This window comes from Nonomuraea sp. NBC_00507, from assembly GCF_036013525.1.
In the GTDB taxonomy this organism is placed as follows: domain Bacteria; phylum Actinomycetota; class Actinomycetes; order Streptosporangiales; family Streptosporangiaceae; genus Nonomuraea.
The window spans coordinates 10,529,278-10,554,253 of sequence record NZ_CP107853.1; the positions used below are offsets into that span (position 1 = coordinate 10,529,278).

26 protein-coding genes are annotated in these 24,976 nt (G+C 70.4%); 10 read left to right on the plus strand and 16 right to left on the minus strand.

The window, feature by feature from the left end; genetic code table 11:
- Nucleotides 1–14: 14 nt before the first annotated feature.
- The gene (locus OHA25_RS50415; RefSeq protein ID WP_327583963.1) at nt 15–1,292 is read right to left on the minus strand and encodes an enolase C-terminal domain-like protein; all 1,278 of its coding nucleotides are present in this window, start codon (nt 1,290–1,292) and stop codon (nt 15–17) included.
- A 13-nt stretch (nt 1,293–1,305) separates the two neighbouring features.
- Nucleotides 1,306–2,247: a 5-dehydro-4-deoxyglucarate dehydratase gene (locus OHA25_RS50420; RefSeq protein WP_327583964.1), complete on the minus strand. Its 942-nt coding sequence runs from the start codon at nt 2,245–2,247 to the stop codon at nt 1,306–1,308.
- 104 nt (nt 2,248–2,351) lie between these two features.
- Here OHA25_RS50420 and OHA25_RS50425 point away from each other — a divergent pair, with 104 nt between their 5' ends.
- Together OHA25_RS50425 and OHA25_RS50430 are read left to right on the plus strand one after the other, a co-directional pair.
- Nucleotides 2,352–3,146, plus strand: a complete 795-nt coding sequence (locus OHA25_RS50425; RefSeq protein ID WP_327583965.1) for an IclR family transcriptional regulator — start codon at nt 2,352–2,354, stop codon at nt 3,144–3,146.
- 18 nt (nt 3,147–3,164) lie between these two features.
- Complete coding sequence (locus OHA25_RS50430) at nt 3,165–3,899, plus strand: sulfite exporter TauE/SafE family protein (protein ID WP_327583966.1); 735 nt, start codon at nt 3,165–3,167, stop codon at nt 3,897–3,899.
- Here the strand turns inward: OHA25_RS50430 and OHA25_RS50435 are convergent, their stop codons facing one another.
- The 5 genes from OHA25_RS50435 to OHA25_RS50455 all read right to left on the minus strand — a co-directional run bounded on the left by OHA25_RS50435 (nt 3,900) and on the right by OHA25_RS50455 (nt 10,429).
- The gene (locus tag OHA25_RS50435; RefSeq protein WP_327583967.1) at nt 3,900–4,775 is read right to left on the minus strand and encodes a carbohydrate ABC transporter permease; all 876 of its coding nucleotides are present in this window, start codon (nt 4,773–4,775) and stop codon (nt 3,900–3,902) included. It abuts the gene before it with no gap.
- Between the two features lie 64 nt (nt 4,776–4,839).
- The gene (locus tag OHA25_RS50440) at nt 4,840–5,769 is read right to left on the minus strand and encodes a carbohydrate ABC transporter permease (RefSeq protein ID WP_327583968.1); all 930 of its coding nucleotides are present in this window, start codon (nt 5,767–5,769) and stop codon (nt 4,840–4,842) included.
- 62 nt (nt 5,770–5,831) lie between these two features.
- The gene (locus OHA25_RS50445) at nt 5,832–7,151 is read right to left on the minus strand and encodes an extracellular solute-binding protein (protein WP_327583969.1); all 1,320 of its coding nucleotides are present in this window, start codon (nt 7,149–7,151) and stop codon (nt 5,832–5,834) included.
- 18 nt (nt 7,152–7,169) lie between these two features.
- Entirely contained in the window at nt 7,170–9,269 is a 2,100-nt protein-coding gene (locus OHA25_RS50450) for an alpha-galactosidase (RefSeq protein WP_327583970.1), read from the minus strand.
- A 131-nt stretch (nt 9,270–9,400) separates the two neighbouring features.
- Entirely contained in the window at nt 9,401–10,429 is a 1,029-nt protein-coding gene (locus OHA25_RS50455; RefSeq protein ID WP_327583971.1) for a LacI family DNA-binding transcriptional regulator, read from the minus strand.
- A 50-nt stretch (nt 10,430–10,479) separates the two neighbouring features.
- Here OHA25_RS50455 and OHA25_RS50460 point away from each other — a divergent pair, with 50 nt between their 5' ends.
- A complete protein-coding gene (locus tag OHA25_RS50460) occupies nt 10,480–11,361 on the plus strand; it encodes a DNA-3-methyladenine glycosylase family protein (protein WP_327583972.1) in 882 nt (293 codons plus the stop codon).
- Nucleotides 11,362–11,406: 45 nt separating this feature from the next.
- Complete coding sequence (locus tag OHA25_RS50465) at nt 11,407–11,826, plus strand: CoA-binding protein (protein WP_327583973.1); 420 nt, start codon at nt 11,407–11,409, stop codon at nt 11,824–11,826.
- A 252-nt stretch (nt 11,827–12,078) separates the two neighbouring features.
- Here the strand turns inward: OHA25_RS50465 and OHA25_RS50470 are convergent, their stop codons facing one another.
- Entirely contained in the window at nt 12,079–12,747 is a 669-nt protein-coding gene (locus OHA25_RS50470; RefSeq protein WP_327583974.1) for a hypothetical protein, read from the minus strand.
- On the opposite strand from OHA25_RS50470, the gene OHA25_RS50475 reads away from it, so the two are divergent.
- On the plus strand, nt 12,746–12,943 hold the full coding sequence (locus OHA25_RS50475) for a hypothetical protein (protein WP_327583975.1): 198 nt from the start codon (nt 12,746–12,748) through the stop codon (nt 12,941–12,943). The genes OHA25_RS50470 and OHA25_RS50475 overlap by 2 nt on opposite strands.
- 113 nt (nt 12,944–13,056) lie before the next feature.
- Nucleotides 13,057–14,220, plus strand: coding sequence for an NAD(P)/FAD-dependent oxidoreductase (locus OHA25_RS50480; RefSeq protein ID WP_327583976.1), 1,164 nt, complete (start codon nt 13,057–13,059; stop codon nt 14,218–14,220).
- A gap of 3 nt (nt 14,221–14,223) precedes the next feature.
- Here OHA25_RS50480 and OHA25_RS50485 read toward each other — a convergent pair whose 3' ends face one another.
- From OHA25_RS50485 to OHA25_RS50495, 3 genes are read right to left on the minus strand one after another with little or no spacing between them, the layout of a single operon-like run.
- Nucleotides 14,224–14,892 (minus strand): alpha/beta fold hydrolase, encoded by a 669-nt coding sequence (locus OHA25_RS50485; RefSeq protein WP_327583977.1) that lies wholly within the window; start codon nt 14,890–14,892, stop codon nt 14,224–14,226.
- On the minus strand, nt 14,889–16,055 hold the full coding sequence (locus OHA25_RS50490; protein WP_327583978.1) for a YbfB/YjiJ family MFS transporter: 1,167 nt from the start codon (nt 16,053–16,055) through the stop codon (nt 14,889–14,891). Before OHA25_RS50490 ends, OHA25_RS50485 begins: the two co-directional genes overlap by 4 nt.
- Nucleotides 16,046–16,876, minus strand: coding sequence for an alpha/beta hydrolase family protein (locus OHA25_RS50495; protein ID WP_327583979.1), 831 nt, complete (start codon nt 16,874–16,876; stop codon nt 16,046–16,048). The genes OHA25_RS50490 and OHA25_RS50495 overlap by 10 nt, the downstream gene beginning before the upstream one ends.
- A 79-nt stretch (nt 16,877–16,955) precedes the next feature.
- Between OHA25_RS50495 and OHA25_RS50500 the strand changes: the two genes are divergently transcribed.
- Entirely contained in the window at nt 16,956–17,558 is a 603-nt protein-coding gene (locus OHA25_RS50500; protein WP_327583980.1) for a TetR/AcrR family transcriptional regulator, read from the plus strand.
- A 110-nt stretch (nt 17,559–17,668) separates the two neighbouring features.
- On the opposite strand, the gene OHA25_RS50505 is transcribed toward OHA25_RS50500, so the two are convergent.
- A complete protein-coding gene (locus tag OHA25_RS50505) occupies nt 17,669–18,403 on the minus strand; it encodes a maleylpyruvate isomerase family mycothiol-dependent enzyme (protein WP_327583981.1) in 735 nt (244 codons plus the stop codon).
- 128 nt (nt 18,404–18,531) lie between these two features.
- Between OHA25_RS50505 and OHA25_RS50510 the strand changes: the two genes are divergently transcribed.
- Nucleotides 18,532–19,593, plus strand: a complete 1,062-nt coding sequence (locus OHA25_RS50510) for a trypsin-like serine peptidase (protein WP_327583982.1) — start codon at nt 18,532–18,534, stop codon at nt 19,591–19,593.
- A gap of 4 nt (nt 19,594–19,597) precedes the next feature.
- Here the strand turns inward: OHA25_RS50510 and OHA25_RS50515 are convergent, their stop codons facing one another.
- The 3 genes from OHA25_RS50515 to OHA25_RS50525 form a co-directional block, all read right to left on the minus strand.
- A complete protein-coding gene (locus tag OHA25_RS50515) occupies nt 19,598–20,209 on the minus strand; it encodes a flavin reductase family protein (protein WP_327583983.1) in 612 nt (203 codons plus the stop codon).
- Between the two features lie 60 nt (nt 20,210–20,269).
- Nucleotides 20,270–21,922 carry an FAD-binding dehydrogenase gene (locus OHA25_RS50520; protein WP_327583984.1) on the minus strand — a complete coding sequence of 551 codons (1,653 nt, stop codon included), beginning with the start codon at nt 21,920–21,922 and terminating at the stop codon, nt 20,270–20,272.
- Between the two features lie 95 nt (nt 21,923–22,017).
- On the minus strand, nt 22,018–22,788 hold the full coding sequence (locus tag OHA25_RS50525; protein ID WP_327583985.1) for a SigB/SigF/SigG family RNA polymerase sigma factor: 771 nt from the start codon (nt 22,786–22,788) through the stop codon (nt 22,018–22,020).
- 291 nt (nt 22,789–23,079) lie between these two features.
- Between OHA25_RS50525 and OHA25_RS50530 the strand changes: the two genes are divergently transcribed.
- A complete protein-coding gene (locus OHA25_RS50530) occupies nt 23,080–24,198 on the plus strand; it encodes a 5-methyltetrahydropteroyltriglutamate--homocysteine S-methyltransferase (RefSeq protein ID WP_327583986.1) in 1,119 nt (372 codons plus the stop codon).
- Between the two features lie 35 nt (nt 24,199–24,233).
- Here OHA25_RS50530 and OHA25_RS50535 read toward each other — a convergent pair whose 3' ends face one another.
- Nucleotides 24,234–24,566, minus strand: coding sequence for a helix-turn-helix transcriptional regulator (locus OHA25_RS50535; protein ID WP_327583987.1), 333 nt, complete (start codon nt 24,564–24,566; stop codon nt 24,234–24,236).
- 130 nt (nt 24,567–24,696) lie between these two features.
- Here OHA25_RS50535 and OHA25_RS50540 point away from each other — a divergent pair, with 130 nt between their 5' ends.
- Nucleotides 24,697–24,975 carry a hypothetical protein gene (locus tag OHA25_RS50540; protein ID WP_327583988.1) on the plus strand — a complete coding sequence of 93 codons (279 nt, stop codon included), beginning with the start codon at nt 24,697–24,699 and terminating at the stop codon, nt 24,973–24,975.
- Nucleotide 24,976 lies beyond the last annotated feature (1 nt).

Sequence of the window (24,976 nt, forward strand, 5' to 3'; positions counted from 1 at the left end):
TTCTTCTTTCGTTGTCACCAGCGGGGGAGTGCGGGCTGGATCCAGTCGGGGTGGACCTTGCGCATGGCGGCGACGTCGTCGCGGTCACGCATGTCGGGGCGGGCGAGCCAGCGCTCGTGCAGCGCGGCCAGCGCGTCCCGGTCGAGCTCGACACCGAGGCCGGGGGCGTCGCTCACCTCGATCGCGCCGCCGGTGAAGCGGTGCGGCTCGGTGATGACGTCCTCGGTCTGCCAGGGCCGGTGGCTGTCGCAGGCGTAGCTCAGCTGAGGGATGACGCTGGCGACGTGGGTCATCGCCGCCAGGCTGATCCCGAGGTGGGTGTTGGAGTGCATGGACAGGCCCACGCCGTACGTGCGGCACAGCGCCGCCAGCTCACGGGTGGCCTGCAGGCCGCCCCAGTAGTGGTGGTCCGACAGCACGACCTGGACGGCGTCCTTGGCGAACGCCTCCGGGACCTCGGCGAACGTGGTGACGCACATGTTGGTGGCCAGCACCGCGCCGGTGCGCTTGCGCACCTCGGCCATGCCGTCCACGCCCGCGGTCGGGTCCTCCATGTACTCCAGCAGATCGCCGACCTCCTCCGCCACGCGCACGCTGGCCTCGACCGACCAGCCGCCGTTGGGGTCCAGCCGCAGCGGGTAGCCGGGGAACGCCTTGGCCAGCGCCTTGATGGCGGCGATCTCCTGCTCGGGCTCGAACACGCCGCCCTTGAGCTTGAAGGAGGTGAAGCCGTAGTCGTCGGCGAAGCGCTGGGCCTGCCGGACGACGCCGTCGGGGTCGAGGGCGGCGCCCCAGTCGTCGGGGGCCTCGCCGTCGGGGTGCTCGGCCCAGCGGTAGAACAGGTAGCCGCTGTAGTCGACGCGGTCGCGTACCTTGCCGCCAAGCAGGCAGTGCACCGGCAGGCCGGTCGTCTTGCCGAGCGCGTCGAGCGAGGCCACCTCGAAGGCGGACACCACGCTGCGGATCAGCTTCTCGTTGTTGCGGGTGCCGCGCAGGCCGGCCGGGTCGAACTCCTTGACGTTGTCCGCGGACCCGGTCAGCGCGGCGGACGCCAGGGTGTACAGGCCGTTCACGGCGGTCAGGTCGCGGCCGGGGAGGACCTCGGCGAGCTTGCGGGCCACGTCCAGGTAGTCGGTGTCACCGTAGGTCTCGCCGATGCCGGTGACGCCGTCGTCGGTCTCGATCTCGATGATCGTGCGCGGCGTGTACGGCTGGTGCACGCCGAGCACGTTGAGCAGCGGCGGGTCGCTGATCAGGATGGGCGTGACGGTCGCCCGAATGATTCGTGACATGTGGGGATTCCTTCTAGGCGGCGGCGAGGGCGAGTCCGGTGCTCAGCAGGCCTTCGAGGGTCCGCAGGTGCTCAGGCGTGGGGTCGGCCAGCGGGGCACGCACCGAGCCGACGTTCGCGCCACGCAGCCGGGCCCCGGCCTTGACCAGGGAGACCGCGTAACCACTGCCCTGGTCGCGCAGCTCTACCAGCGGGACGTAGAACTCCTTGAGCAGCAGGTCGACCCGCGCGTCGTCACCGGCGTGGAACGCCCGGAAGAAGGCGCCGGCGATCTCGGGGGCGAAGGCGTGCACCGCCGAGGAGTAGGCCGGCACGCCGATGCTGCGGTAGGCGCGTGCCTGCATCTCGGCGGTGGCCGCGCCGTTGAAGAACAGCCACTCACTGGGGGCGGCGAGCTTGATGCGCTGCAACCGGTCGAGGTCGGAGTGGCCGTCCTTGACGCCGATCACGTTGGGGATCTCGGCGAGGGCGGGCACGGTGGCGACGTCGATCCTGACCTGGGCGCGCTGGTAGACGATGATCGGCAGCGCGGTGCTCGCGGCGACGCGGCGCACGTGCTCGACCAGTCCCCGCTGCGGGGTCTCTGCCAGGTACGGCGGCAGCAGGAGCAGGGCGTCGGCCCCGGCCCGCTCGGCGGCGGCAGCGAACCTGGCGGCCTGGGCCCAGCCGTAGCCCACGCCCGCGACCACCGGCACCGCGCCGCCCGCCTCCTCGACGGCAGCCTTGATCAAACTCGCGTACTCGTCCTCGGCGAGCGAGAAGAACTCACCGGTGCCGCAGCACGGGAACAGCGCGCCGGGACCGGCCGCGATCTGCGTGCGCAGATGCGTGCGGAAGCCGTCCAAATCGACGCACCCGTCGGGGTCGAAGGCAGTCAGCGGGAACGACAGCACGCCTGTGTCCATCCCCCGGCGCAGCCGTTCGGATATCTCCTCGCTCGTATACGTGGCAGGCAATCTGTCTCCATATGTAGATTGCTGAGCATGTGGCTGGCAGTTAAGCTCCATTTTGGTAATGTGTCAACACTTTGACCGAGGCGCGCAGACTCCTGTGAGGTGCAATGACCCATCCCGAGAGCGGGGTGCGTAGCGTCAAGTCAGCGGCGAGGACCATCGAGCTCCTCGAACTCCTGGCCTCCCGCCAAAACCGCCCCGCCCGTCTGCGTGAGCTGAGCGAGGCCCTGGGAGCCCCCCGCAGCAGCCTGTACGCCCTGATCCGTACCCTCGTGGAGCACGGCTGGGTACGCACCGACGAGACCGGCAGCCTCTACAGCATCGGTATCCGCGCCCTGCTGGCCGGCACGACCTATCTGGACACGGACCCTTACCTGCGCATCGCGCAGCCGCACATCAACGACCTCAGCGCCCAGCTGGACGAGACCATCCACTTCGGCCGCCTCGACCGCACCTCCATCGTCTACCTGGCCACGAAGGAGTCGAGCCGCTACGTGCGCCCGTTCAGCCGCGTGGGCCGCCGGCTGCCGGCGTTCAGCACCGCCATGGGCAAGTCGCTGCTGGCCGAGCGCATCGGCACCCCGCACGAGGTGCCGATCCCGCAGCCGATCGTGCCGCTGACCCCCAACACCCTCGTGGACCAGGACGCCCTGCGGCGCGACCTGGAACTGACCCGCGAGCGCGGCTACGCCATCGACAACGAGGAAAACTATGTCGGCGTGAAATGCTTCGGCTTCGCGCTGCGCTACCACTCCCCCGCGACTGACGCGATCAGCTGCTCGGTGCCCATCGCCAGCCTGACCGACGAGCGGGAGCAGGAGATCGTCGAAGCGATGGGGAAGGTCAGGCTGGCGATCGAGCGCATGGCGCCGGTCGATCTGACCGCACCCGGGTGGGTCTGACGGTTGGATCTTCTCTCCGTGGCCCTGCTGGTCGCAGCGGGGCTGGGCTCGGGCCTGGCCGGCTCCATCGGCGGGCTCGCCTCGCTCGTCAGCTATCCGGCGCTGCTCGCCTTCGGCCTGCCGCCGGTCGTCGCCAACGTCACCAATACCGTGGCGATGTTCTCCACCACCGTCGGCACCGCCGCAGGCTCCCGCCAGGAGCTGCGCGGCCACGGCCGGCGCGTCGCCAAGCTGGTCGCGGTGGCCGCGGTGGGCGGCACGGCCGGGGCCTGGCTGCTGCTGGCCACCCCGGCCAAGGCGTTCGAGCTCGCCGCGCCGTTGCTCATCGCGTTCGGCTCGGTGCTGCTGCTGGCCAGGGACCCGCTGCGGCGCCTGGCCGACGCGCGGGCGCCCAAGACCGCGTCCTTCCTGCCGCTGGCCGTGGCGGTGGCGCTGGTCGGCGTGTACGGCGGCTACTTCGGCGCGGCCTCCGGCGTCATCATGCTGGCCGTGCTCTGCGCCAGCGTCACCGAGCCGCTGCCGGTCACCAACGCGGTCAAGAACATGGCCACCGGCGCGGCCAACATCACGGCCGCCGTCGCGTACGCCTTCCTGGCCCCGGTTCACTGGCTGGCCGCCGGCGCGCTGTCGTGCGGGTGCCTGGTGGGCAGCTGGCTCGGGCCGAAGGTCGTGCGGCGGCTGCCGGAGCGCCCGCTGCGCTTCGCCATCGCCGTGGCCGGCCTCGGCATGGCCGTCAGCCTGTGGATGGCGTGACTACTTCACCGCCCCGCCCGTGATCCCGGAGATGATCTTCCGCTGCGCGACCGCGAAGACGACCAGCAGCGGCAGGCTCATCAGGATGATGTAGGCGAAGATCAGGTGCCAGTTGTTGAGGTAGAGCCCGGCGTTGGCGACCTGGAACAGGTTCAGCGGCAGCGTGTCGAGCCGGCCGCCGATGACGAAGAAGGCGTAGAAGACGTCGTTCCACACGTACAGGCAGATGAGGATGGTCGCGGTGGCCAGCACCGGCCGCAGCAGCGGCAGGATGACCGACACGAACACCCGCACCGGGCCCGCGCCGTCCATGCGGGCGGCCTCCTCCAGCGACAGCGGCACGGTGCGGACGAAACCGGTGACGAAGAAGATCACGGTGGACATGTAGATGCCGGCGTAGACGCCGATCATGCCGACCGAGGTGCCGGCCAGGCCGAGCTGGCGCAGCAGGAGCACGATGGTGACGACGGCGGGCGGCAGCACGATGCCGCTGATCGCCAGCGCGTAGAGGACGGCGTTGAGCCTGGTGGTGCGGCGGGCGAGGACCCAGGAGGCCATCGAGCCGAGCGTCAGCACCAGCGCCACGGACGGCGCGACGACGAGCAGGCTGCCGAAGAACGCGGAGGGCACCTCGCCCTGCTGCCAGACCTGTACCAGGTTGTCCCACAGCTGCCAGCGCGACGGCAGGGACAGGTCCGGCGACAGGGCCTCGCCCTGCGACTTGCCGGCGGTGACGACGACCAGCCACAGCGGCACGCCCATGACGAGCGCGACGAGCACGACGACGGCGAAGGGCCGCAGCCGTGCCGCGATCCCGCGCGAGCCGGGTGCGGGCACGCGGCTCCGCACCTTGCTTCCAAAGGCCTGGACTGTCACAGGTCCTCCTTCGTCGGACCTGCGACCAGGTCGCTGTGTTTATTGGTGCCCTCGCTACGCTCGGTCACAGGATCTCCTCCCTCTTGCGCAGGATCCGGATGACGGGGAACGCCAGCAGGGCGACCATGAGGAACAACACCAGGCTCATGGTCGTGGCCTGGGCGAACAGTCCCTGGCCGAACGTGCGGTAGATGAAGATGTTCAGGATCTCGGTGCTGCGGGCGGGCCCGCCACCGGTGAGCGACTGGACGATGTCGAAGCCGTTCATGGAGCCGAGCAGCGAGGTGGCCACGTTGAAGGTGACCGCCGGGGCCAGCAGCGGGAAGCGGACCGACCAGAACGTCTGCCAGCCGGAGGCGCCGTCGATGCGGGCGGCCTCGGTGACGTCCTCGGGGATGGTCTTGAGCCCGGCCAGATAGATGAGCATGGACAGGCCCATCCACTTCCAGGCGTGGATGACCGCGGCCAGCACGAGCGTCCAGGTGGTGCTGCCGAGCCAGGCGATGCTCACCTGCTGCCCGGTCAGCGCCGACAGCAGGTCGTTGAGGCTGCCGTCCGGCTTGAGCAGGGCCTGGAAGACGTACCCGACGGCCAGCGCGGACATCAGCACGGGGATGACGAAGATCAGGCGCGCGGCGCGGTTGAGCCAGGTGTCCTTCTCCAGCAGCACGGCCAGGCCGAACCCGAACAGGTTCTGGAAGAGCGCGACGAGGACGGCGTAGATCACGGTGATCCGCAGCGCGCTGAACAGCGTGCCGTCCGACAGCAGGAAGCTGAAGTTGTCGAAGCCGACGGGGCGGATGTCGCTCTTGAAGCTGGACCAGTCGGTGAAGGCGTAGATGAAGTTGAAGAGGGTCGGCAGGAAGAAGAAGACGAAAAGGATCGCGAACGCCGGGATGAGGAACCACATCGGGTGGTTCTGACGCCTGGCGGCCGCCGCGGGGGTGCGGCGGCGGGCGACAGGGAGCGTGAGCGTCTCCTGACCGGTCGGCACGAGGCGGCTCCTAGAAGGGAGGGCGGGAGGCCGTGCGAGCCTCCCGCCGGGCGGTACGTGGATCAGAAGCCGGAGGCTCCGGCGGCCTTGGCGAGCTGGGCGAACTGCTTCTGAGTCGCGGCGGCCACCTGCTCGGGCGTCAGGCTACCGGTGATCATGTCGGCCAGGTTGAGGTACAGGTCGGGGTTGGCCACGGCCAGCGCCTGCATGGAGCCGACCGAGGTGCCGACCGACTTGTGCACGTCCAGCAGCGCCTGCGGCACACCGGCGGGGGTCGGCACGTCGCTGCGCAGCGACACGGTCTTCCGGTCGGCGACGAAGCCCTGGTAGCCGGGGCCCATCCAGTACGAGAGCAGTTGCCGGGCGGCGGCCTCCCGCTTGGCGTCGCCGGTGCGGAAGGCGACCAGCGCGTTCGACTGGTCGGGGATGAACGTGCCCACGTTGCCGGACGGCGAGATCGGGAAGAAGCCGATCTTCTTGTCCAGCTCCGCCGTGTCGGCCTTGGCCTGGAGCTGGCCGAAGAACGAGTTCACCTGCATGGCCATGGCGGCCTTGCCGGACAGCAGCGCCTCGCCCTGGTCCTCGAACTTCGCCGTCTTGATGTCGGAGTTGAACAGCCCCTCGTCGATCAGCGACTTGTACTTCTTGATCGCATCGAGGATGGTCTTGTCCTCGAACGTCTCCTTGCCGGTGTTGACCCGGTCCCACAGGCCGCTCTTGGCGGCGTCGGCGAGCTGCACCTGCACCCACCACTGCGTGGCCCACTTGTCACCGGCCATCTCGAAGAACGGGGTGACGCCCTTGGCTTTGAGCGTGCGCCCGGCCTCCAGCAGCTCGTCGAAGTTCTTCGGCGTCTCGGTGATGCCGTTGGCCGCGAAGACCTCCTTGTTGTAGTAGACGCCCTCGACGGCCGGGCTCGTGATCAGCGCGGCGTAGCGGGTCTTGTCCAGCAGGCCCGTGATGTCACGCAGCTCGGGCGCCAGGGTCGACACCCACGGCGCGCCGTCGAGCGGCTGCAGGTTGGAGCGGGCGTTGAGCGCGGTGAGCATGGACGCGGTGGGCTGCCAGAAGGCCAGGTCGGGCTTGTCGCCGGTGGCCACCTTGGTTTGCACGCCCTGCTCGTACGGGTCCGGGATGGTGACGACCTCGACCTTGGCCCCGGTGGCCTGGGTGAAGGCGTCGGTCACGGCCTTGGGCATGGTGTTGCTGTTCTGGGCGGCCCAGATGGTGAGCGTGACCCCGTCCAGGCGGGCGGTGGGCGAGGGCCAGGCGGCGGGGGCGTCGCCGGGGGCGGGCGTGGCGGGCCCCGCGGCGGGATCGCTGCAGGCGGTGAGTGCCAGGGCGGCGGCGGTCGCGACCGCGGTGAAGGCTGCGAGTCTCACGGTGAGCTCCTTTGCGGGTCAGAGAGGGCGGAGCCGGAGGATGCGGGCAGTGGGTGCGGGGCGGGTGGCGGTGACGGTGAGCTCGGCGGTCCGCGGGTTCCACGTGTGCGTCCAGCCGTTCGCCGCCGCGGGGTAGACGACCTCCACGCTCAGGTCCCGTCCCGCGAGGTGGGGCAGGGGGAGCACGGTGGTGTCGAGGGCGCCGGGGCGGCGCCAGATCCCCAGGTGGGTGCTGTCCCCGGCGCGCAGGCCGAGGGCGAGCCAGGGGTCGTTCCAGCCGGGCAGGCCCAGCGGCCAGCACGGTGTGGCTCGGATCAGGTCGGGGCGGAGGCTCTGGTGGAGCCCGACACCCTCCTTGACCAGCGAGAACTGCGAAGGAGTCATCCTCTGCAGGTTGCCGGACAGGTAGAGACGGCCCAGGATGCCGGTGCACAGGGTGAAGGCGATTTCCTCGTCCGTCATCTCGGGCTGGGGGTAGGCCCAGTTGGCGGCCTGCTCGGGCAGCACCGACAGCGGCGCGGCCACCGCGATCGGCGGGTAGCGCAGGAAGTCCTGCTGGTCGCTGGTGGACTGCAGCTGCATGCGGGCCAGCAGCGCGTAGTCCATGCGCATCGCGCCGGAGCCGCAGTTCTCCAGCACCAGGTGAGGGTGCCGGTCCAGGACGCCCTCCAGCCAGGCGAGGTGGGCCCGGTTGTGGGCGAGCAGCCCGGCGCCGACGCTGGTGGCGTCGCGGTCGGTGCCGGCGCCGGGGTTGATGTTGTAGTCCAGCTTGAAGTAGCCGACGCCGAGCTCTTCCACCAGCCGGTCCACCACCTGGTCCAGGTGCGCGACGGCGGCGGGGTGGCGCAGGTCCAGGTGGTAGCGGCCGTGCTCGGCGACGCGCTCGCCGCCGCGCTGCAGGAACGCCTCGGCGGGCAGCTTGTCGGCCATCGGGCTGCGGACGCCGATCACCTCGGGCTCCAGCCACAGGCCGGGCGTCAGGCCGCGGCCGGCGATGTGGGTCAGCACCTCTTCCAGCCCGTTGGGGAAGCGGGTCTGGGAGGGCTGCCACTCGCCGACGCTGTCCCACCAGTCGCCGCCGTCGTCGTACCAGCCGGCGTCGACGCAGAAGATCTCCGCCCCCGCCGCGGCGGCCGCGTCGATCAGCGGCAGCAGCTTGGCCGTCGTGGGGTCGCCCATCAGCGTGTTCATGTAGTCGTTGAACACCACAGGCAGCGCGGCCCGGTCGGGGTGCGGGCGCCGCAGCGCCCGCCGGTGCGCGGTCAGGGCCGCCGCCGCGCCCTCCACACCGTCGTCCGAGACGGCGATCGAGATGGGCACGGAGGTGAACGACGCGCCGGGCGCGAGCAGCTCGCTCCACTGGTGGTCCAGGTCGGTCGGCCCGGACAGGGCGACATAGACGCCGTCCATCCGGTCGCCTGCCTCCCACCGCCAGGGGCCGTTGTGCTCGATCTGCCACAACCAGGTCTGGCCGGTGCCGCGGTCGGTCAGCCCGCCCATCGGCACGTGCTCCCCGCTGGACCAGGTGCCGGTGCTGGTCAGGGCGAACACGCCCTTCCCGTGCTGGCCGTGCCCGGCCAGGCCGAGGTCGGCGACGTGCTCGCTCAACGGCCGCCGGGACCAGCGGCTCTCCCCCAGCCATTCGCTGCTCGCCCGCAACACGTCGAGCTCGCCCACCGGGCGGCCGAGGAAACCCGCCGCGAACGAGGTGACGGCCAGCAGCAGCACGGGCCTGTCGCTCAGGTTGGTCACCTTGACCTGGGTCTGGACCGCGGCCACGCCCTCGAGCGAGCGCATCGTCACCTCGGCGCCCAGCCCCGACGTCTCATCCCGCAACCGCACGCGCAGCTCGCGCCAGTCGCCGTCGCTCGACTGGTCGGAGCCCGCGTACCGCAGCCGGCAGCCCACCGCCGTCTCCGACAGCCGCTGCGAGGCGCGGGCCCGGCCCTCGCCGGGGATCAGCACCTCCACCAGCGGCTGCGACACCCGCGCCGGCGAGCCCGCCGGACCGGCCGACAGCTCGCGGAGCGCCACCGGGCGATCCGGGTGGATCTCCACGACGGCGGCGAGGCCGGCATGGCCCCAGCGCAGGGTCTGGGCAACGTCAGCAGGCTTCAAGATCTCTCCTCAGATAACACACGTCCTCAGCCGAGTGCCGCTTGTGACCGGTCACATCGGCTGTAGGCGTTAGTGTGAGCGGTCACACGACCAGAAGAGAAGTCTCTTTGCGGGATCGTTACGCGCCGATTTCAGGAGTGAGGCGGCGGCGCCGTCGACTCCCGCACCACGAGGGCGGGCGGCACGAGGGCGGGCCGGGCGTCGTCGGGCTGCGCCTGGCCGGTCAGCTCGGCCACGGCCGCGTGGAAGCAGGCCCGGCCCAGGCCGGCGAAGTCCATCCGCACCGTGGTCAGGGCAGGAGTCCAGTACGCCGAGCCCGGGATGTCGTCGAACCCGACGATGCTCACGTCGCCGGGAACGTCCTTGCCCGCGTCGTACAGCGCGCGCCTAACCCCCTGGGCGATGTCGTCGTTGCCGCACAGGATCGCGGTGACCTCCCGCTCGGCGGCCAGCCGCCGCCCCGCCGCGTAGGCCGACTTGATGTCCCACCCGCAGCTCAGCACCTCGGGAATCTCCGCCCCGGCCTGCGCCAGCGCGTCCTGCCAGCCCGCCAGCCGGCCACCGGGGCCGCCCTCGGACGGGATCGCCACGTGATGGACGGTGCGATGGCCCAGCTCCAGCAGATGCCGGGTGGCATCGGCGGCGGCCCGGCGCTCGTCCAGGGCGATCGCGACACGGCCCCGGTCGGGCGCGGCCGGCTCGACCACGGCGACGGCGGGTACGTCCGGCGGCAGCGCCTCCAGCACCGCGATGCCCAGCGGATCCCACGCGATCACCACCACGCCGCCCGCGCTGGCGTCGCTGACGTAGTCCACGGCCTGCTTCACCTCGGCGGGGGCGGCCGACTCCACGACCCTGATGCCCATGGCCAGGCCCTCGGCGCGGGCCGCCTCCTCCAGGCCCTGCAGCGTGGTGGCGTAGCCGTACAGCACGGTGTTGGACGTGACCACGGTGATGCCGCGGGCGCGGCCGAGGCTCAGGGCACGAGCCGCCCGGCTGGGCCGGAAGCCGAGCCGCTCGATGGCCGCCAGCACGGCGGTGCGGGTTTCCGGCCGCACCCGCGGGGAGTCGTTGAGCACGCGGGAGACGGTCTGGTAGGAGACCCCCGCGGCGGCGGCGACGTCCCGGATGCTGGGCACGGATCGAGGGCTTGGGCTCACGGTCACATGGTAGGGCGGGGCGCGAACGAGGTGGCCGATACCATGCGCGCATGACCACGCACGGCTTCACGCTCACCGCCGAGGGCCCGTTCGACTTCGGCGCCTCGCTGCGGTTCGTCGAGGAGTGGCCGGCCACCAGCGTGCTGCCCTCGGACGGGCGGGCGCTGCGGTTCGCCTACTGCGCGGAGTCCGACTGGCTGCCGATCGGCGTGACCGTCACGGGCGTGCGGGGCGGGGTGAGCGTGGCCACGACGCGGGCCGCGGGGCCCGGGATCCGGGGTGAGGTGGCGCGGATCCTCTCCCTGGACGTGGACGGCGCCGGCTTCGCCAAGCTGGGCGAGGCCGACCCGGTGCTGGGCGACCTGCAACGACGCCGCCCCGGGCTGCGGCCGGTGTGTTTCTGGAGCCCGTGGGAGGCGGCGTGCTGGGCGATGATCGTGCAGCGCTCGTCGATGATCACCGCCTCCCGGATCAAGCAGCGCATCGCCGAGCGGTACGGCGCGCCGGTGACCGTGGACGGGCGAACCTACGCGGCCTTTCCCCCGCCCGTGACGCTGCTGGAGGCGGGCGGCCTGGGCCTGCCCGCGCAGAAGGAGGAGTGGGTGCGCGGCCTGGCCCGAGCGGCGCTCGACGGGCTGCTCACCGCCGAGCACCTGCGTTCGCTCGGCCCGGAGGAGGCGCTGGCCGAGCTGCGTGGCCTGCCCGGCGTGGGGCCGTTCTCCGCGGGGCTGATCCTGATCCGCGGCGCTGGCGCGCCGGACGCGTTCCCCGGCGACGAGCCGCGCCTGTTCGCGATCCTGCGCGAGGTGTACGGGCTGCCGGAGGACGCGCCGCCGGCCGCCTACCGCAGGCTGGCCGACTCGTGGCGGCCCTACCGGTCCTGGGCGTCCTTCCTGTTCCGGGCCTCCACGTACGGCGCCATGGACCCGTGAATCCGGCACCGGAAGTTACGCCGGGCCCGCGGTGTTGCCCTGGGCATGGACAATCGTTACGCGGATGAGAAGGTCATCAAGCGGCTGCTCGGACAGGCACAGACGTGGGCTTTCGTGGGCCTCGGCAACCATCCCCACCGTACGGCGTACGAGCAGGCTCGTCTGCTCCAGGTGCGAGGCAGGCGGATCATCCCCGTCCATCCTGCCGCCGAGACCGTGCTGGGCGAGCCGGGATACGCGTCGTTGTCCGACGTGCCGGCCAAGGTGGACGTCGTCGCCGTCTACCGGCGTTCCGAGCATGCGGGAAAGGCCGTGGACGAGGCGATCGCCACGGGCGCCGGGGCGGTGTGGCTGCCCCTTGACGTGATCGACGTGGCCGCGGCTCAACGTGCTCGCGACGCCGGCCTCGATGTCGTCATGGATCGTTGCCCAGGAGTCGAATGGGCATTGCGCCGCCCTTCTTAGGTTCAAACTCGGTTTGCGTTCCCCCCTTCGCTGGGATTATTGGGTTATTTTAGGAGATAAGTCGAAAGTCACGCCGGGGATGCACATCTCAGCTCCCTCGGTTGCTCCACTCTTCAAGAGGAGCGAAGCCATGATTATTAACCGCACTATGACGGCCGCACGGGTCTGCCTGTCGCTGGTCCGTCTACCGGAGCCGGGTGAGGGCGACAGCGACGACCATGCGCGAAGACGCCGTCGTCGCCGGTGACCTGATCACTTCTTGGAGATGATGCGGCCCTTGAACATCGGGTGCTTGGTTTCCCAGTAGCGCCAGCCTTCGACTCGGGCCGGCACGTTGGCGATACCTGAGTCGACCTCAACGTGGCGGCAGGTCCGCAGCACTGACCACGCCGACCAGCCGACGCGGTAACCGAGCACCCGATACCACATGTTGCCGTACTTGCCGTCGCTGATCTCCTGGGTGTATTCGTGCCCAGTGAAGACCATGTGCCGCTCTTCGAGGTGGGGAAGGCCCAGTTTCCGCAGTGCGTCGACGACCTCAGTGGTGCCGAACGTACGTGTGATTTCGTGCCTCTTCTCCTTCTCGGTCTCCAGGAACGCGAGGACTTCGTGTTCCCGCGTGACGGACACCGTCATCTCACCGCCAGGGCCGTCGATGAAGCGGGTGCGGGGGACGAAGAAGTTCCTGGGCGACAGCCAGTGACGTTTCCAGAAGATGCGCGGCTCGCACCACCTGTGATCGTGGTCAATGTGATGTTCCTGCTTCTGCTTCTGCTGCTGCTCGTAATCATCGTCGTCGGCGCCCGCACTGGTCGTCAAGGAGGCGACCAACACGACCGAGAGCGAGCCGCACATGGCCAGCCTCGTCGCCCTCCTCACCGAGTGACGGGGCTTCGGCCGGTCGGGAAGGGGCGTGAACATGTCCGTTCCTTTCAAGAAAAATGCGACCACGCAGCCGCAGCGCGAAATGCGACCCGCCGCAGGCGAGCCGATCAGACCAGCACGATGGTTACAGTTGACGCGGTTCGGGCTGGAGCGCCACACCGCAGCCGGATCTCTCGCATCGAATAAAGAATTGGCGAAGAATCGTCAATTTGCTTTTCCCGCCGCCGATTGATCTGCTCCCGCCCGGCCTCCCGGGGAGCAGAAGACCGATGGGGGCGTACCACTTCCTCCTGGTCTGTCCGATCCGCGATGCTGGATCGGGTAACCGGCGAAAGGAACCGATCCATGCGCGAGACCGGACGTGTGCTGCCCTCACATGCCTCGGCAGTCATCATCGGAGGCGGCGCCATGGGCGTCAGCTCGGCGTACGCCCTGGCGGCGGCCGGGGTGCACGACGTGGTCCTGATCGACAAGGGGCCGCTGGGCTCCGGCTCCACCTCGAAGGCGGCCGGGGGCGTGCGCGCGCAGTTCTCCGACCGGGTCAACATCGAGCTCGCCGTACGCAGCCTGGAGACGTTCGAGACCTTCGCCGACCGCTTCGGGCAGGAGATCGACCTGCACAAGCCGGGCTACCTGTTCCTGCTCGACTCGGCGGAGTCGGTCGCGGAGTTCGAGAAGAACGTGGCGATCCAGAATGACCTGGGCGTGCCCAGCCGGATGATCTCCGCGCGGGAGGCCGCGGAGCTGTCACCGTTGATCGACACCGACGGGCTGCTCGCCGCCGCCTACTCCCCCAGCGACGGGCACTGCACCCCCGAATCCGTGGTACTCGGGTACGCGGGCGCGGCCCGGCGACTGGGCGCGCTCCTGCTGCCCAACTGCGCCGCGACCGGCATCGAGACCGTGGACGGCCGCATCGTCGCGGTCCAGACCGACGGCGGCCGCATCGAGACCGACACCGTGATCTGCGCGGCCGGCGCCTGGTCGCGGGAGATCGGCGCGTGGGTGGGCGTCGACCTGCCGGTGACCCCGCTACGCAGGCAGATCCTCGTCACCGAGCCGATTCCCGATCTGCCCCCGACCGCGTTCACCATCGACTTCGGCACCACGCTCTACTTCCACCGCGAGGGCCCGGGGCTGCTGCTCGGCATGTCCGACCCGGACGAGACCCCTGGGTTCAAGCTGGACCGGTCCGACGCCTGGCTGCCGCGCCTCGGCGAGGCCATGGCCCGCCGTGCCCCGGCCCTGATGGAGACCGGCATCGCCACCGGCTGGGCCGGCCTGTACGAGGTGACGCCGGACCACAACGCGCTCATCGGGACCGCTCCGGACGTCGACCGGTTCCTTTACGCCACCGGCTTCTCCGGCCACGGTTTCCTCATGAGCCCCGCCGTCGGGGAGGTGGTCCGGGACCTCTACCTGGGCCGGGCCCCGTTCGTGGACGTCACCGGCTTCGACGCCGGCCGTTTCGCCCTGGCGGGGGCCAGGCCGGAGCTGAACATCGTCTGACCGTCAGCCGCCGATGTCGAGCAGGATTTTCAGGAGGTCCTGCGGGGCGTCCCGCATGAGGTTGTGCCCGCTGTCGAGCGCGTACGTGGTCCAGGAGGGGTCCGCGCGCAGCCGCTGGTAGGTGGGGGTGAACGGCGATTGCTCCGCCCACCCCGCCGCGTACACGTAGACCCGCCGCCGGACGTGCGCCGCGTGCTCAGTGATCGGGAGAGGTTGGAGGAGCGAGGCGAGTGGGTGGGGCGTGGCTCGCGGATCGAAGAAGGGCAGAGGACGCACGGCGTCGCCGCTCTCCACCACGTCCACGTACCACTGCCGCTCGCGATCGGAGACCAGGCTCCACATGGAATCGCCGGGCTGCGGCACGACGGCGTCCAAGTAGACCAGCGAGTCCACCCGGCCCGGCACCCGATCGGCGACCCCGGTGATCATCATTCCCCCGTAGCTGTGGCCGACCAGCACCGCGTCCTGGATGTTCTCGGCCGCCAGCACGCCGATCACGTCCTGGATGTGGGTCTCCAGGTTCACCCCGCCATGCAGCAGATGGCTGCGCTCACTGAGCCCGGTCAAGGTCAGCGGGTGTACGCGGTGCCCGTGACGGCGCAGCTCCTCGGTGAGCTGTTCGAAGCACCAGCCGCCGTGGCACATGCCGGGAATCAGAACAAAGGTGGTCACTGCCGTTCTCCTTCTCTCGTGGTCGTGGGTGCGAGGCGTGGACGGCCTAGGGTGGCGGCGGCCGCCGCGCACAGGATCGCGGTCCAGGCCAGCGTGGCCTCGGTCGAGGTGTGATCGGCGAGGATGCCGGCGATCCACGGCCCGGCGGTCTGACCGGCCGCGAACAAGGTGGTGAAGGCCGCCAGCGTGGCCGTCCAGTCGGCGGGCGGGGTGCCGTTCCTGATGAGCGCGGTCACGGCGGCGGGAACGGCCATGAACGTCGCCCCGTAGACGACTGCGGAGGCGAGGATGACCGGCAACTCCGAGGAGGCCAGGGCCAGTGCGGCTCCCCCGGCGAGGACGGCGAGCAGCGCGGCGAGGGCTCGGTCACCGGGCCACTGGGTGATGGGGCGGCTCCACAGCGAGGGCGCCGCCATGACGGCCACCCCCAGGACCGTCCAGGTGAGTGTCACCTGCGCGACCGGGAGGTGCCGCTCGGCGAGGTAGGCGGACAGGAAGGTGATGTAGGTGATGTAGCCGGCGGCGAACAGCAGATACGCCAGGGCGGTCCGCCAGAGCGGGCGCACCCGAGCCTGCCCGGCGGTGGCGGCCGGCGCCTCCCTGTCCTCGCCGGTGTCCGCGGCGGCCCAACTCACCAGCGTCGCCAGCCCGGCGGCGACGCTGAGGCCGGCCCAGGCGAGCTGCCAGCGATCCCCCAGTGCCGGGATGGTCGCGCCGCTGACCACGATGCCCAGCCCGGTGCCGGCGAAGTAGACGGTGATGGGCACGCCGGAGGAGATGCCGGTGGCGATACGCGCCGCGATCACACCGCCCGCGATGAACACCAGCGCCCCCGCGACCCCGGCGGCGGCCCGTGCGGTCAGCAGCACCAGGTGGTCACCGCTCACCGCGGTGGCGGCGAGCGCCACCACGATGAGAACCATCCCCCAGCGGAAGGTGCCGGCGGTGCCCAGCCGGCGCCGGACGACGGGGGTCACCAGCGCGCCGAGGAGGTAGCCGACCCCGTTGGCGGCGCTCATGACCCCCGCTTCGGCCAGGCTCCAGTGCAGGTCGTCCCGCATGGCCGGGACGAGCAGCCCGTAGGCGAAGCGCGCGAGCCCGAGGGCCGAAGCGGTGCCGAGCGCCAGCCTCACCGCCTGCCACAGCGCCGGGCTCACGGGCATCGCGCCAGGAAGCTCAAGATCGTACGGGCCAGCGTCACGCGATGGTCCGATAGAGCGTGGTCGGTGGCGAAGACATGATGGTCGAGCTGCTTGACGGGCTGCGCCTGGTAGGCCGTGACCAGCGGTTCGTGATGCACCTCGTGCGGGGTGACGGTGTCGAGGCTGGTGCCGATGAGCAGCACCGGGCGGTCCGCCAGCAGCGGCGCGAGCCCGGCAAGCCGCCACGAGTCGCCGGCCGCCTCCATCTCGGCGACGAGCGCCTCCCCGCTGGTGCCCCGAAGCGGTCCGAGCTCCCCGGCGAACGCCTCCACATAGCCCTCCCGCAGGCTCGGGTCAGCCCGGCAGAGCGCCGCCACCGTACCGAAGTCGAACCCCGCCACCGAGGCGACCGCCGCAATGGACGGGTCCGCCGCCGCGGTCATCAGCGCGGCGAATCCACCGAGACTGTGGCCGATCAACACCACCCGTCGCGGATCGAGCCGGTACGTGGTGGCGAGCTCCTTCTCCCGCAGACCGGCCATGATCGCGGCCGTGTCCTCGAGCACATGCCCCCACGACCACGAACCCCCGGCGCCCCACGAGCCGCGATAGTGGAACACCAAGGACGCATAGCCCGCACGGCGCAGCACCTGTGCGAGGTCGAAGTTGCGTTCGTTGCCGGGGAATCCGTGCAGCAGCACGACGACCGGGTGCGGCCCGCTGCCTGCCGGAACGTGCAGGACGCCCGGCAAGGCCGCGCCACCGCTGTCGAAGGTCAACGCGGGTGTGACGGCGGGAAAGCGGGGATCGCGCGGAGGGTCGGTGGCAAGCGGGTCCGTCATCGAAGGCTCCAGAGATCGAACCGATCGGTACGATCGAAGACGCTAGCAGCCAATCGAACCGATCGGTACCATCTATGGCATGCCAGTCGCCAAAGGCTCGACGATCGACCCGGCCCGCACCCGCGCCGCTATCATCGAAGCGGCCACCCCGGTCCTGTACGAACGCGGACTCGACGGCATCGGCGTCGCCGAGTTGTGCGCCCGCCTAGAGGTGTCCAAGGAGACGCTCTACCGCCACTTCGGCACCAAGGACGGCCTCGTGCAGGCTGTGCTGGAAGCGCGCAGCGCGCGGTTGACCGGCTGGCTGACGGAGGCCGTCGCGGCGGCAGGAGACGACCCCCACGACCAGCTGACCGCGGTCTTCGACGCCCTCCAGCGGTGGTACGACAGGCCGGCCTTCCGCGGCTGCGCGATGGTGAACGCGTCCGCCCAGCACCACGACGAGACCGTGCGTGCCCTCACCGCACGGCACCTGGACCGCTACCTCGATCTGCTCACCGGCATCGCCACGCGCGCCGGAGCCGCGGACCCGGGCGCGCTGGGGCGCCAGCTGCTCATGCTGATCGAGGGCGCGACCGTTGTCGCCGCACATCACGGCACGGCCGGCACGGCCGGACAGGCCCGCGACGCCGCCCTCACCCTGCTGGGGACCCCCTCAAGGACTCAAGGGCCGGTGAGGTAGCGGCCGCGATCGCCAGCAGGGCCCGGAGCTTGTCGGAGATGGGTGCGGTGCCCGGGGCGTCGTTCCCCAAGCTCGATGTACGGCATCCGTTTCCTCCTGAGGATCGGCGGTCAGGCGGCGTAGTTGCGGACGACACGCAGAGCGTCGGCGGCGCGCGGACCCTCGGCGGTCAGGCCGGTCTGCTCGGGTGCGAGGCGGCGAGCGCCAACCCGGCAGAACTCCGAGGCCAGGCCGATGATCCGGTCCGGGGCGGCGGGGTCGCCGAAGGTCCATCGGGTTCCGTCCGGTGCGGTGAGCTCGCAGAACACCGGAGTGTCCGGGAGCCCGGACACGGCGAAGGCGTACGGCAGCGTACGGTGGGCCAGCCAGGCCACATGCCGCAGCCGGTCCGTGTCGGGGTAGGCGATGCCCAGCGGAACCGTGATGTCCAGGGCATGCGCCCAGTGCTCGGCGATCCTGGTCGTGGCCAGAGTGCGTGGGGACAACGGCGTCCTGACCCAGGACAGGCGCGTGCCCGGCGGATGGGCGCGCAGCGCGTCAGGAGTGGCGAACGCGGCTTTGCGCCAGCGGGCAAGCAGGTCCGACGGCGGCATCCCGCGCTCCGCGGCCACCATCTCGTCGGCCAGGCCGTCCACGGTGGCCTCGGCGGAGGGAAGGAAGGCCGTCCCTTCCGTGATGGACTGGCCGGTGACCGTTTCCTCGGTCTGGGCGAGATGCAGAACGACATCGGCAACGGTCCAGCCCGCCGCCGCCGAGGGGCAGGACCACTGATCCGGGGTCAGGGACTCCAATACCGCGTCCAGCTGGCGGTATTCCGCAGCCAGATCATCGAAGATGTCCGTCATCACCCCATCGTACGGAACTTTGTTCTGCTGGTTCCAGGCGATGCCATATCCAGATACGCATACCTTGAGTCGGATCGACACCTCCGTACGTACCTCTGAGCGCAACTATCCGGTTTCGGGAGGTACGTATGCACCGCAGAGTCGCCCTGCTCTCCGCCGTCGCGCTCACCGTGGCAGGCGCCCTGGTCCCCGCGGGCGCCGCCCAGGCCAGTGCCTCGACCGGCCTCGACCCCAGGCGGCCCGTCGGATGGTCGGGCGCCGACTCCTGGTCGGAGCGCAGGACCGTCCTGCAGTACTGGACGCCGCAGCGCATGCTGGCGGCGCAAGCGCTCGATGCGCCCGCGCCGCGACGCACCAGCCAGTGGGACGACCCGTCCCAGGGCACCCCGTGGGCGACCCGCGGCGCCGCGTCGACGACGGCCCGGCGTACTCCGTGGACCACCCAGGGCGCCGCCTGGTCGGTCCGGGGCGTGGCGGCCCAGCAGCGGACCATGGTGCCCAACAGCCCCGGGCTGCGCTGGACCGACGGGGGCGGGGTCGTGCGTACCGTCGGGCGGGTGTTCTTCACCACGGCGGAAGGCCGCAACTCCGCCTGCTCCGGCACGGCTGTGACCAGCGCCAACGAAAGCGTCGTGATCACTGCGGGGCACTGCGTGAAGCTGAACGGCGCCGCGCACCGCAACTGGGTGTTCGTCCCGGGGTTCGACAACGGCCGCCGCCCGTTCGGCACCTGGGTGGCCACCACGCTGCTGACCACCCAGCAGTGGAACGCTCGAGAGGACATCAACTTCGACGTCGCCGCGGCCGTGGTCGCGCCGCTGCAGGGGCGGACGCTGACCGACGTCGTGGGCGGGCAGGGAGTGGCGTTCAACCAGCCCAGGCGGCGGCAGATGTACTCCTTCGGCTTCCCGGCGGCGGCGCCGTTCAACGGGCAGCGGCTGATCTACTGCAGCGGGCGCGCGATCGACGACACCGTCATGACCAGCGACCTGGGGCTGCGCTGCAACATGACCGGCGGGTCCAGCGGCGGGCCCTGGTTCCAGGGTTTCGACGAGTCCACCGGGCAGGGCTGGCTGAACTCGGTCAACAGCTTCAAGTACAACTTCGCGCCGAACTTCATGTTCGGCCCCTTCTTCGGGAACGAGGCCATGGCCGTCTACCAGGCGGCGCAGAACACCAACGCGCTGTGAGCCGTCATGCCCGGGGTGTCTGGCTGCGGTAGGAGTGGCCGAGCTCCGGGCCGAGCCCGAAGTAGTGGCGGAAGTTGTAGATGAGCGGGCTCCAGGCGGCCGGGTCCACGTGGTCGGTGCCGGGCACGACGATGCGCGGGTCCGCGTGGACCTTGCCGACGACGGCCTCGGCGATGACGAACCAGCCCGCGACGCCCGGCCGTACCCGTTCGACGCGGGCCTCCAGCTGGAGCGGGCACTCGGCGACCCGCGGCGGCCGTACGGTGTCGGACGGCTCGGCCCGCAGCCCTGCCGCGCCGAACTTGTCCGGCTCGAAGCGGCAGCCGTGCGGCTTGCTCGCGGGCACCGGATGGCGGCCGGTGAGGGGCGCCAGCCGCTCGACCGCCGCCCACTGGTGCGGCGCGGGCAGGTTGATCACCACCTCGGGGCGGCGCCCGAGGTTGTACGCGGTCTGGCCCTCCGCGCCCAGCCCGAGCACGATCACCTGGCCGAGTGCCCACGCCGAGGAGATGGGGGCGAGATTGGCCGATCCGTCGTCATTCTCGGTCGACAGGAGCACGACCGGGGTGCCGAAGTACAGGATGGCGGGCTCGATGGCCACATGGGCTGCGTTCATGGACCGGAGCTTAGGAACGCGATGTTCAAGCCCCGGTCGAAAGGTCCCGGCCCGGGCGGCTCAGCCGGCGGCGGCGCGGCCGGCCTGGCGGCCGGAGAACAGGCAGCCCCCGAGGAACGTGCCCTCCAGCGCGTTGTACCCGTGCACGCCGCCGCCGCCGAACCCGGCCACCTCCCCCGCCGCGAACAACCCCTCGACCGGCCGCCCGTCCCGGCCCAGCGCCCGCGAGTCCAGGTCGGTCTGGATGCCGCCGAGCGTCTTACGGGTGAGCACGTGCAGCATGACGCCGATCAGCGGACCGGCGGCCGGATCGAGGAGCCGGTGCGGCGTGGCGACGCGTCCCAGCCGGTCGCCGACGTAGCGGCGCGCGTTGCGGATGCCCTGGACCTGGGCGTCCTTGCTGTACGGGTTGGCCAGCTGCAGGTCGCGTGCCACGATCTGCCTGCGGACGAGGGCCGGGTCGAGCAGCGGCGCCTTGGTCAGCTCGTTCATCCGCGCCACCAAGTCCTCCACGGTGGAGGCGACGACGAAGTCCGCGCCGTGCCGTTTGAAGGCCTCCACTGGGGCGGGCGCGCCCTTGCCGACCAGCCGCTCCTTGAGGAAGGCCCGCCGGTCCTTCCGGGTGATGTCGGGATTCTGCTCCGAACCCGACAACGCGAACTCCTTCTCGATGATCTTCTGGGTGAGTACGAACCACGAGTGGTCGTGTCCGGTGCTCCGCAGATGCCGCAGGGTGCTCATCGTGTCGTAGCCGGGCAGGCACGGGTCGGGCAGCCGCCGGCCCAGCGCGTCCAGCCACAGGGAGGAAGGGCCGGGCAGGATCCGGATGCCGTGGCCCGGCCAGATCGGGTCCCAGTTGCGGACGCCCTCGGTGTAGTGCCACATGCGGTCGCGGTTGACCAGCCGCGCCCCGGCCTGGGCGCTGATCTCCAGCATGCGCCCGTCGACGTGGGCGGGCACGCCCGTGAGCATGCTCTCCGGCGCGGGTCCGAGGCTCTCGGGCCAGTAGCGGCGTACCAGCTCGTGGTCGCCGCCGATCCCGCCGCTCGTGACGATCACGGCGGGGGCGGCGAACTCGAACTCGCCGACCGGCTCGCGGCTGGAGGTGACGCCGCGCGGCGAGTCGTCCGCGGCCAGCAGCGTCCCGCGCACGCCCTGGACGGCGCCGCCGGACACGACGAGCTCGTCGACCCGGTGGCGGTGGCGGAAGGTGACCAGCCCCTCGTCGGCGGCCTGCCGGACCCGGTGGACGAACGGCTCCAGCACGCCCGGCCCGGTCCCCCACGCGACGTGGAAACGCGGCACGGAGTTGCCGTGCCCGTCCGCGCGCAGGCCGCCACGTTCGGCCCAGCCGACGGTGGGCAGCAGCTTGACGCCGAGGCGCTCGAGCCAGGCCCGCTTCTCCCCGGAGGCGAACTCCACGTATGCCCGCGCCCACTGGACCGCCCAGGAGTCCTCGCCGTCGAGGCGGTCGAACCCGGCGCTGCCCTGCCAGTCGTGCCAGGCCAGTTCGAAGGAGTCGCGTACGCCGAGCCGCCGCTGCTCCGGCGAGTTCACCAGGAACAGGCCGCCGAAGGACCAGTGGGCCTGGCCGCCGAGGTTGGCCGCGTTCTCCTGGTCGAGCAGGAGAACCTTCTTGCCTGCGTCGACGAGCTCACAGGTCGCCACCAACCCGGCCAGGCCGGCTCCGACGACGATGACATCAGCGTTCATACAGCGGTGATCCCGTCCATGAGTGCTTTCACCCGATGGACCTGGAGACTACCGAGCGGTCACTTCAGAGTGTGCGGGCAGGCGTGCCAGATTCCTCAGTCCTGCAGCTGAGCGCGCAGCTTGGCCAGCACGGCGCGCAGGATGCGGGACACGTGCATCTGCGAGATGCCGAACTCGGCGGCGATCTCGGATTGGGTCATGTTGCCGTAGAAGCGCATGAGGAGGATGTTGCGCTCCCTGTCCGGCAGCGCGTCGATGAGCGGCTTGATCGCGTACGCGCCCAGCAGGTCGTCCAGCGTGTCGTCCTGCGCGGGCAGGAAGTCGCCCAGGTCGGCCGCGTCCTCCTCGCCCCCGACCGGCGCGTCCAGCGACAGCGTGTTGTACGCAGCCGACGCGTCGAGCGTGAGCAGCACGTCCTCCTGCGAGATGCCCATCTTGGCGGCCAGCTCCGCGACGGTCGGCGCGTGGCCGAGCGTCTGCGTGAGCTCGGCGGTCGCCTTGTTGAGCTCCAACCGGCGCTCCTGGAAGACACGCGGCACCCTGATGGCCCACGTACGGTCGCGGAAGTGCCGCTTGACCTCGCCCACCATCGTGATCATCGCGTAGCCGCGGAACTCGTGCCCGAGGTCCGGGTCGAAGCCGTTGATGGCCTTCATCAGTCCGACGTACGCGGCCTGGCGCAGGTCCTCCATGGGTTCGCCGCGGTGGTAGTAGCGTCGCGTGACGTCGTTGACCAGACCTGCGTACATCTCCACCAGACGCTCACGGATGCGGATCTTCTGCAGGTCCGAGGTCTCCGGCCGATTCATCTCGGCCAGCAACTGCTCGGCGGTCATCTCTTCGAACGCGATTTCCAGGACTGCCATCGGATACTCCAAGAGTAAGTCTCAGGCGCCCCTGCACACCAAAAAAGTCCAGGCAGAGGCACACACGCCGGTCGCGTGAGTCGAAGCCCTCTGCTGGACTTCGGGATCAGTAATTCCCACCAAATCCCCACTTATCGCCATTCTAGATCACGAAACGATCACACTGCAAGAAAACATCTCAGGGGTGGACGACCTTGCGCCTGTGGCGGACAGTGGCGGGTGGACTCTCTCACCTCACGGCGGACGCGGGCCCCCTCCGATCTCCCGCGTCCCTGACACCGAGGAGGAAGTATGCCCGCGATCCACCACGCCGAGCACGTCGGGAGCCTGCTGCGGCCGCCCGAGCTGCTGCAGGCCAGGCAGGCGCGCGAAAAGGGCGAGATGAGCGGCGAGGAACTGGCCAAGCTGGAGGACGACGCGGTGCTGGCCGCGATCCGGCTCCAGCGTGAGGCCGGGATGGAGGTCTTCACCGACGGCGAGATGCGACGGGCCACCTGGATGGCGGGTCTGCTGGAGTCGCTCGGCGGGGTGGTGCCGGTCGAGGTGCCCACGGCGGCATGGTTCCGGGAGGACGGCATGCCGCCGCCCGAGGAGACCGCGTTCCAGATGGTGGCCGCGAATGCCAAGCTCACCCAGAAGGCGCATCTCACCGCCATGGAGGCCGGTTTCATGGCCCGGCACGCACCCGGCCAGTTCAAGATCACGATGATGAGTTCCTCGATGGGGAACCTCCTGTGGCGGCCGGACGTCAGCCCGGCCGTCTACCCCACGCCCGGCGACATGATGCGCGACCTCGTCTCCCTGCGGATCAAGGAGATCGAGGAGCTGCTGGGCCTGGGGGTCAACTGGATCCAGCTGGACTCCCTGAGCTACAACATGGTGTTCGACGCGGACTTCCGCGCGCGCCTGATGGGACCCGGCGCCCCCGGCCCTGAGGCGATACTCGACGCGACGGTCGCGGTGGACGCCGAGCTGGTGCGCGCGACCAAGGCCATGAACCCCGACGTCACGGTCGGGATGCACATCTGCAGGGGCAACAACCGCAGCGCGTGGATGTCCACGGGGGGCTACGAGCCGATCGCCGAGCGGCTGTTCGGCGAGGTCCCGGTGGACCGGTTCCTGCTCGAGTACGACACCGAGCGGGCCGGCGGGTTCGAGCCGCTGCGGTTCGTGCCCCAGGGCACCACCGTCGTCCTCGGACTCGTCTCCTCCAAGGTCCCGACGCTGGAGTCGCAGGACGACCTGCGCCGCCGGATCGACGAGGCCGCCAAGTACGTGCCGCCGGACAACCTCGCGATCAGCCCGCAGTGCGGCTTCGCCTCCACGGCCAGGGGCAACCTGCTGACGGTGGACGACGAGCGGCGCAAGCTGGAATTGGTCGTCGACACGGCCCAGAGGGTGTGGGGCTGAGCCGCGTCCGGCGGGGCACTGGCCGGTTCAGCCGGTCAGTGCGACTCGAGCGACTGGTCCTGGGAGAGGTCGTGCTGGGTGAACAGGTCGATGAGGAGGCGGACGGGCAGGTTGGCCTCGGTCGGGTAGCGGAAGGACTGATCGAGGTGGAGGATGTAGCGGTTGCGCCGCCCCACCCGCTCGCGCGCCACGTAGCCGGCCTCGTGCAGGTCGGTCACGATGCCCTGCACGGCGCGTTCGGTGATGCCGATGGTGGCGGCGATGTCGCGCAGCCGGACCTCGGGATCCCGGGCGATCTCCAGCAGAACCCGGGCATGGTGGGTGAGGAAGGTCCAGGAGGAAGAAGAACGATCGTGGTAACTGCTCACCGATTCTCACGCTCCTGGCCGCAGACTAGTGTCCCCTTCGACAGCGTAGGGCCCGCGGATGTTTCCGTGCCCAAAGCCGGGTATGACCTTGTTCCGGGTGACGATCGTACCGGGCGGAAAGGAGCCCCACATGGAACAGCCGGGTATCGACAGCCGGCGGACCGCCGTGCCCACCGGGCACGTCTCCTGCACTCCGGCTCCGGCCGCCCAGCTTTTCGAGATCGCCGTGCTGGACTCCACCGGCGAGGACGGGCTGGGCCGCTGGCACACGATCGGCTGGGGCGTCGACCGGGTGCATGCTGACAGCATCGCCGAGTCGTTCGTCACCCGGCCGGTCCGCCCGTACGACGCGGCGCAGATCCGGCAGAACGGCCACCTGGTCGGCGAGCACCACCGCCCGGCCGAATAGC